Below are 6,581 nucleotides of genomic sequence, written 5' to 3' on the forward strand. Positions count from 1 at the left end.
TCCCTTATAGGGCAGCTTTCATGGCTGTTGTGATGGTATGATGCAGTGATCCGGCAGAAGACCGCGGCCCATATACGCTAAACGCATCAGGCGAATGGCAAAGGACAAAACATCCAAGATGGTGGATCGCTGCGCGGGCTGCATCGCCCTCAGCCATTTTGCGCGCGTTGAGAGGGCAGAGCAGTTCAAGCACTGCCAACACCCGTGCACCGTTCAGATCGAAGCGAGTCCAGGCATCTGTTTGTTCGGTCACCGACGCCGTGCCACCGACAGCGTCTTTGACCTGTTGCGCCAGATCTTCATGTGTCTCGAACGGGGCTTCGACCATCCATTGGTCAGGCCCGGTCCAGAACGCCGAAACCGGATCGCCCGCAAACCGCCCGATGTCTGGGGTTGTAACTCCGATCAGCTTGGTCAGAGCCTTCTGAGCTTTGGTTTCCTGGCTTGATCGTGCTGTGACCGAGGCAAGCGCGACGTCCGGCACTTCGGTGCAGGTCACGTCTGCCACAGTGTCAACTCTGGGTTCAGATCCGCCCAGGGCGGTTATTGCGGCAAGATCATGCACGAAGCCGTTCTCCCTCGGGGTCTACGAAATGGGCCGAGACGATCTCGACCTCGACATTCTCTTCGGTCAGCGGTGAAACAAGGCGCATCCGTTCGCCTTGACGCGCACCTCCGTTTTTCAGGAAAGCCAGGCCGATATGACAATCCAAGGAGGGCGAGAACGCAGCCGATGTGACATAACCCTGATCATGTTGGGCATCGACAGGCCCGCTGGCGTCCATCAAATGCGCGCCGGCTGTGACTTTGTCATCCGCGTTCACAGGTTTGATCCCAACCATCATTAACGCGTCCGGTTCGTTCAACCCTTCGCGCTCGGACAGGGTTGAACCGATGCTGTCTTTTTTCTTGGACACCATCCGGCCCATTCCAAGGTTCAGCGCCGTGGTGGTTCCGTTCAACTCGTTACCCGCCGCGTGACCTTTTTCAATCCGCATCACCCCAAGTGCTTCGGTGCCATAGGGGACAACATCGAACTCTTCTCCGTCCCGCATCAGACGCCGCATCAGCGCATCGCCATAGCGGGACGGGACGGCGATTTCAAAGGCCAGCTCTCCCGAGAAGGAAATTCGGAACAACCGCGCCCTTAACCCACCGCAAACGGTGATGTTGCCGCACCCCATGAATGGGAAGGCATCGTTTGAGATGTCAAACTCGGGGTCCACGATCTTTTGTAGCAACTTGCGGGAATTCGGACCGGCAACCGCATATTGTGCCCAGGCTTCTGTGGTTGAGATCAGCTGAACATCCATGTCCGGGAATAGGCATTGGCGCACGAATTCCATGTGACGGTAGACATTGACGGCGTTGGCCGTTGTAGTCGTGACCACAAAGTGATCCTCGGCCAACCGAGCGGCCGTTCCGTCATCCATGGCGATACCGTCTTCGCGAAGCATCAGACCATAGCGGGTTTTGCCGACGGCCAATTTGGCAAAACCGTTGCAGTAAACTTTGTTCAGGAAAGCCGCGGCATCTGTCCCTTGTACATCGATTTTGCCAAGGGTCGTACAGTCACACACGCCGACCGACGCACGGGTTTGGCGCACCTCGCGGTCGACCGATTCACGCCAATGGGTTTCGCCCGGCAGCGGGAACCACTGCGCACGCAGCCAGTTGCCCACTTCGATAAACACTGCGCCACGCTCCTTCGCCCAATAGTGCGACGGCGTCAGGCGGGTCGGGTGGAAATCCTGCCCCTTCATCCGTCCACCGAAAGTGGCGATAGGGACTGGGGTATAGGGCGGGCGGAAAATGGTGGTTCCGGTTTCCGGGATCGATTTGCCCGCCATTTCGGCCATGATGGCCAGCCCACCCATATTCGAGGTCTTGCCCTGATCGGTCGCCATACCCAGCGTCGTGTACCGTTTCAGATGTTCGACCGAACGGAAGCCCTCTTGATGGCTGAGCTTCACGTCCTTGACGGTCACATCGTTCTGCTGATCCAGCCAGGCCCGCGCGCAGCCCTTCACATACCAAAAGGGCGTCTGATTGATCGCGGCATCCTCGGCCTCGGGCACGTCAGGCAGGGCGCATTTCAAGCCCAATGCCTTTGCCGCACCTTCAGCGCCCGACAGCAGGGCGCCATGTGTGGACAGGGTTCCGTTTGCGGCACCGGCCACGGTCATGCCGGGCGGCAGGTCGCCACCGGGGACAAAGGCTGCCAAGTCGTCGTTCCAGACAGGACGCCCGCGGTGATGGCACGTCAGATGCACATTCGGGTTCCACCCACCTGAAACCCCCAGCGCCCCGCATTCCAATACCCGTCGCGATCCATCTGCCAGTGCCACCTCAACAAAAGTCAGGCCAAGGCGGCCTTTGGTATCGACAACCTGCGCGCCTTTCAGAACTTCAAAGTCATAGTTGATTGGTGCATCGTCGCGCACGTCGATCACGGCGGCGATCTTCACGCCTTTTGCGCGCAGGTCTATGGCAGTGCGATGTCCATCATCATTGTTGGTGAAAATCGCAACCCGCTGCGCCGCCGTAGTGGCAAACCGATTGGCATAGGTGCGCATTGCGCTGGCCAGCATGATGCCGGGGCGGTCGTTGTTCTCAAAGGCAATCGGGCGCTCGGTCGCGCCAGCGCAGAGCAAAGCGCGTTTGGTATAGATCCGCCACAAGATCTGACGCGGTTTGCCAGCGGGCAGGGCGGCCACGTGGTCTCCGGTTCGTTCGACCGCGCCATAGATGCCGTGATCAAATGCGCCGATCACGGTTGTGCGCGGCATCAGGCGGACATTGGGCAGTGCAGACAGTTCAGCCACGGTTGCTGCGGCCCAGTCGCTTGCGCTGTCATCGCCCAGCGAGAAACTCTCGCTGTTCAGCCGTCCACCAAGAGCGAAATCTTCATCCGCCAGAATGACCTCTGACCCGGCGCGCCCAGCTGTCAGCGCGGCCATCAGGCCCGCTGGCCCTGCACCGATGATCAGCAGGTCGCAGTGGCGAAAGCCCTTGTCATACTCATCCGGGTCGTCCTCCATCGACAAAGACCCCAAACCAGCGGCTTTGCGAATGATGGGTTCGTAAAGCTTTTCCCAGAAAGCTGCTGGCCACATGAACGTTTTGTAGTAGAACCCGGCTGTCAGAAAGTTCGAGAACCGGTCGTTGATTGCCAATGCGTCAAACTTCAGGCTGGGCCAGCGGTTTTGGGACCGTGCGTCCAAACCTTCGTAAACCTCTGCCGTTGTGGCGCGCGTATTGGGCTCTTGCCGGTTGCCCGTGCGCAATTCGACGATGCCATTGGGCTCTTCCGACCCGGCGGTCAATACGCCGCGTGGGCGGTGGTATTTGAATGATCGTCCGATCAATCGCACATCGTTCGCCAACAAGGCCGAGGCCAGGGTATCGCCGGGGTGTGCGGTGTAGTTACGATTGTCAAAGCGGAAGCTCAGGGTTGAATTGCGGTCGACCAACCCGCCGCTCAGCCGGTTTGCTTGAGTCATTTGGATCGCCCCTGCGCCCGGGCCACATCACGGGCCAGTTCCACCTTTGAAATCTCATGAGTCACTGTGTTGCGTGTCACTACCAGCCAGGACCTGTCCCCCCCTTCGTGATACCAAAGCTCGTGATGTTCTCCGGCTGGATTGCCGCGCAAATACGCGTAGTCATAAAACGCCTCTGCCGCATTTTCAGCCTGCCAGTCAGGCCGATCGATCAGCGACGCGTCCCCCAGATAGACAAATTCCGAACTGTCGCGCGGTCCCAGAAGGGGATGTGGAATGATCATGGTTCTGGTCCCCTCAATGCAGGTTGGGCTGGTTGCCTACGCCTTTTTCGTCAATCATCCGGCCCGTGCGGAACCGGTCGAGGCGATAGGCGGTTGCGGTTGGATGTGGCTCATCCTGCGCCAGCAGGTGGGCAAAGCAATAGCCCGAGGCCGGGGTCGCCTTGAACCCGCCATAACACCAGCCGCCATTGAAATAGAGCCCGTCGACAGGGGTCCGGTCGATAATGGGCGAGCCGTCCATCGACATATCCATCACACCGCCCCACATCCGTAGCAGGCGCGCACGTCCGATCATTGGCATCAGCGCCATACCGCCTTCGCAAACATCTTCGACCACGGGCAGGTTCCCGCGTTGTGCATAGGTATTGTACCCGTCAAGATCGCCGCCAAACACCAGACCGCCCTTGTCGGACTGACTGACATAGAAATGCCCGGCACCAAAGGTGATGACGCCCGGGAGAACCGGCTTGAGCCCCTCGGAAACAAATGCTTGCAGAACATGGCTTTCGATGGGCAGTTTCATGCCTGCCATACCCATCACCCGTCCCGAGTTTCCGGCGACCGCACAGCCGACTTTGCCCGCGCCAATAAACCCTTTCGAGGTCTCGACCCCAAGGCATTTTCCATCTTCGATGCGGAACCCGCTGACCTCGCAATTCTGGATGATGTCGACACCGTAGCCATCGGCCGAGCGCGCATAGCCCCAGGCCACCGCGTCATGGCGCACTGTGCCGCCACGCCGCTGGGCCAAACCGCCCTTGATCGGGAACCGGGCGTCATCGAAATTCAGGAACGGGCATTCCTTGCGAACCTGTTCGGCATCCAGCAATTCAGCATCGGCGCCATTCAGTATCATTGCGTTGCCGCGGCGCGTATAGGCGTCGCGTTGCGCATCCGAATGGATCAGGTTGAGGATCCCGCGCTGGCTGACCATTGCATTGTAGTTTAGATCCTGCTCCAGCCCTTCCCACAGTTTCAGAGAGAATTCGTAAAACGGCTCGTTTCCGTCCAACAGATAGTTTGAACGGATGATGGTCGTGTTCCGGCCCACATTGCCGCCGCCGATCCAGCCTTTTTCAATCACTGCTACTTTGCGATGGCCATATACTTTGGCAAGGTAATGCGCCGTTGCCAGACCATGACCGCCGCCGCCTATGATCACAATGTCATAATGTGCCTTGGGTTCAGGATCACGCCAGGCTGGGATCCACCCCCTATGCCCGGTTAACACCTGTTTGATGACCTGAAAGCCAGAATATCGCATGAATCGGACCTTTTTTGTTAGAATCAACAAAAAAATACCGTTTGCATACTCTCAAATCCGACATCGATGGCATAAAATCGGACGCATTTGGGCAGGTCGACTGGCCGCGCAGGTTTTAGGAACACCTCACGGCACAGCCGCATTCGGCGTAAGGCAATACCAGTGGCAACATTTTGGGCGCAGCCGTCCTGGCAATAATCAGGATGCTGCGCCCTTTCGTTGTGGTTGTTCCGCCAACAGCGGTTTTCATTTTGCCGGGAAGAGGGGTTGATGTCAGGCGGCGGCGATCTGTCGGGCTTTTTCCACCATGACTTCGGCCTGACGGATCGAGGCATAATCGATTAGGCGACCATCCAGAGACACTGCGCCCTTACCGTCGGCCTCAGCCTCGGCCATCGCTTCCAAGATACGCTGAGCCTTTGTTACTTCGGCGTCACCGGGTGACATGACCTCGTTTGCCAGTGCGATCTGGCTGGGGTGAATTGCCCACTTTCCTTCGCAGCCCAACACAGCGGCCCGTTTGGCGGCGGCCTTATAACCTTCTGGGTCCTGAAAATCTCCGAACGGGCCGTCAATTGGGCGCAACCCATTGGCCCGTGCGGCAACCACTATGCGGGCCAGCGCATAGTGCCACATGTCGCCCCAATGGGTGGCGCGATTGGCGCCCGCATCCGGATCGGTCAAAACCGAATAGTCTGGATTCACGCCGCCGATGATGGTCGTGCGTGCACGGGTTGAGGCGGCGTAGTCTGCAACACCAAAATGCAGGCTCTCATTGCGTTTCGAGGCCGCAGCAATCTCGCTGACATTCTGCATGCCAAGCGCGGTTTCTATAATGTGTTCGAACCCGATCCGTTTCTTGTACCCTTTGGCGTCTTCAATCTGGGTGACCATCATATCGACCGCATAGACATCTGCCGCGGTGCCAACCTTTGGAATCATGATCAGATCCAACCGTTCGCCCGCCTGTTCGACCACATCGACCACGTCGCGGTACATGTAGTGCGTATCCAGACCGTTGATGCGCACCGACATGGTCTTGCTGCCCCAATTGATGTCGTTCAGGGCCTGAATGATGTTCTTGCGCGCCTGTTCCTTCTCATCGGGTGCAACCGCATCTTCCAGATCGAGGAAGATCACGTCCACATCAGACTGCGCGGCTTTTTCGAACATGCCGGGTTGGCTGCCGGGGACAGCCAACTCGCTGCGGTTCAGGCGGGCAGGGGCCTGTTCAATGGAATGAAAGCTCATGGGTTTGGGTCCTTCGTCTTACAAGTTGGGATATAGGGGGAATTTGGCGCATAGGTTGGCGACTTCGGCTTTGACCTTGGCTTCGACGGCGGCGTTGCCGTCTTCGCCATTTGCGGCCAGGCCGTCGACGATCTCGATGATCCAGTCGGCGATCTGGCGGAACTCGGTCTCGCCAAAGCCGCGGGTGGTGCCGGCGGGGGACCCCAGACGGATGCCGCTGGTCACGGTTGGTTTTTCCGGGTCAAACGGCACGCCGTTCTTGTTGCAGGTGATATGCGC

General features: G+C 58.5%; 5 protein-coding genes and 1 pseudogene. All 6 read right to left on the reverse strand.

From position 1 onward, the window contains the following. Positions 1–4: 4 nt before the first annotated feature. Positions 5–565 carry a sarcosine oxidase subunit gamma gene (locus Q1B21_RS20065; protein WP_299892566.1) on the reverse strand — a complete coding sequence of 187 codons (561 nt, stop codon included), beginning with the start codon at positions 563–565 and terminating at the stop codon, positions 5–7. Then, entirely contained in the window at positions 558–3,503 is a 2,946-nt protein-coding gene (locus tag Q1B21_RS20070; RefSeq protein WP_299892568.1) for a sarcosine oxidase subunit alpha family protein, read from the reverse strand. Before Q1B21_RS20070 ends, Q1B21_RS20065 begins: the two co-directional genes overlap by 8 nt. Beyond that, positions 3,500–3,787: a sarcosine oxidase subunit delta gene (locus Q1B21_RS20075; RefSeq protein WP_299084777.1), complete on the reverse strand. Its 288-nt coding sequence runs from the start codon at positions 3,785–3,787 to the stop codon at positions 3,500–3,502. Before Q1B21_RS20075 ends, Q1B21_RS20070 begins: the two co-directional genes overlap by 4 nt. A 13-nt stretch (positions 3,788–3,800) precedes the next feature. Next, the gene (locus tag Q1B21_RS20080) at positions 3,801–5,051 is read right to left on the reverse strand and encodes a sarcosine oxidase subunit beta family protein (protein ID WP_299892572.1); all 1,251 of its coding nucleotides are present in this window, start codon (positions 5,049–5,051) and stop codon (positions 3,801–3,803) included. A 273-nt stretch (positions 5,052–5,324) separates the two neighbouring features. Continuing rightward, a complete protein-coding gene (locus Q1B21_RS20085; RefSeq protein WP_299892575.1) occupies positions 5,325–6,302 on the reverse strand; it encodes a CoA ester lyase in 978 nt (325 codons plus the stop codon). Between the two features lie 18 nt (positions 6,303–6,320). Continuing rightward, a pseudogene (glyA, locus tag Q1B21_RS20090) lies at positions 6,321–6,581 on the reverse strand (serine hydroxymethyltransferase); the annotation flags it as partial.

Origin of the sequence: uncultured Ruegeria sp. (genome assembly GCF_947504215.1) — a bacterium.
In the GTDB taxonomy this organism is placed as follows: Bacteria; Pseudomonadota; Alphaproteobacteria; order Rhodobacterales; family Rhodobacteraceae; genus Ruegeria.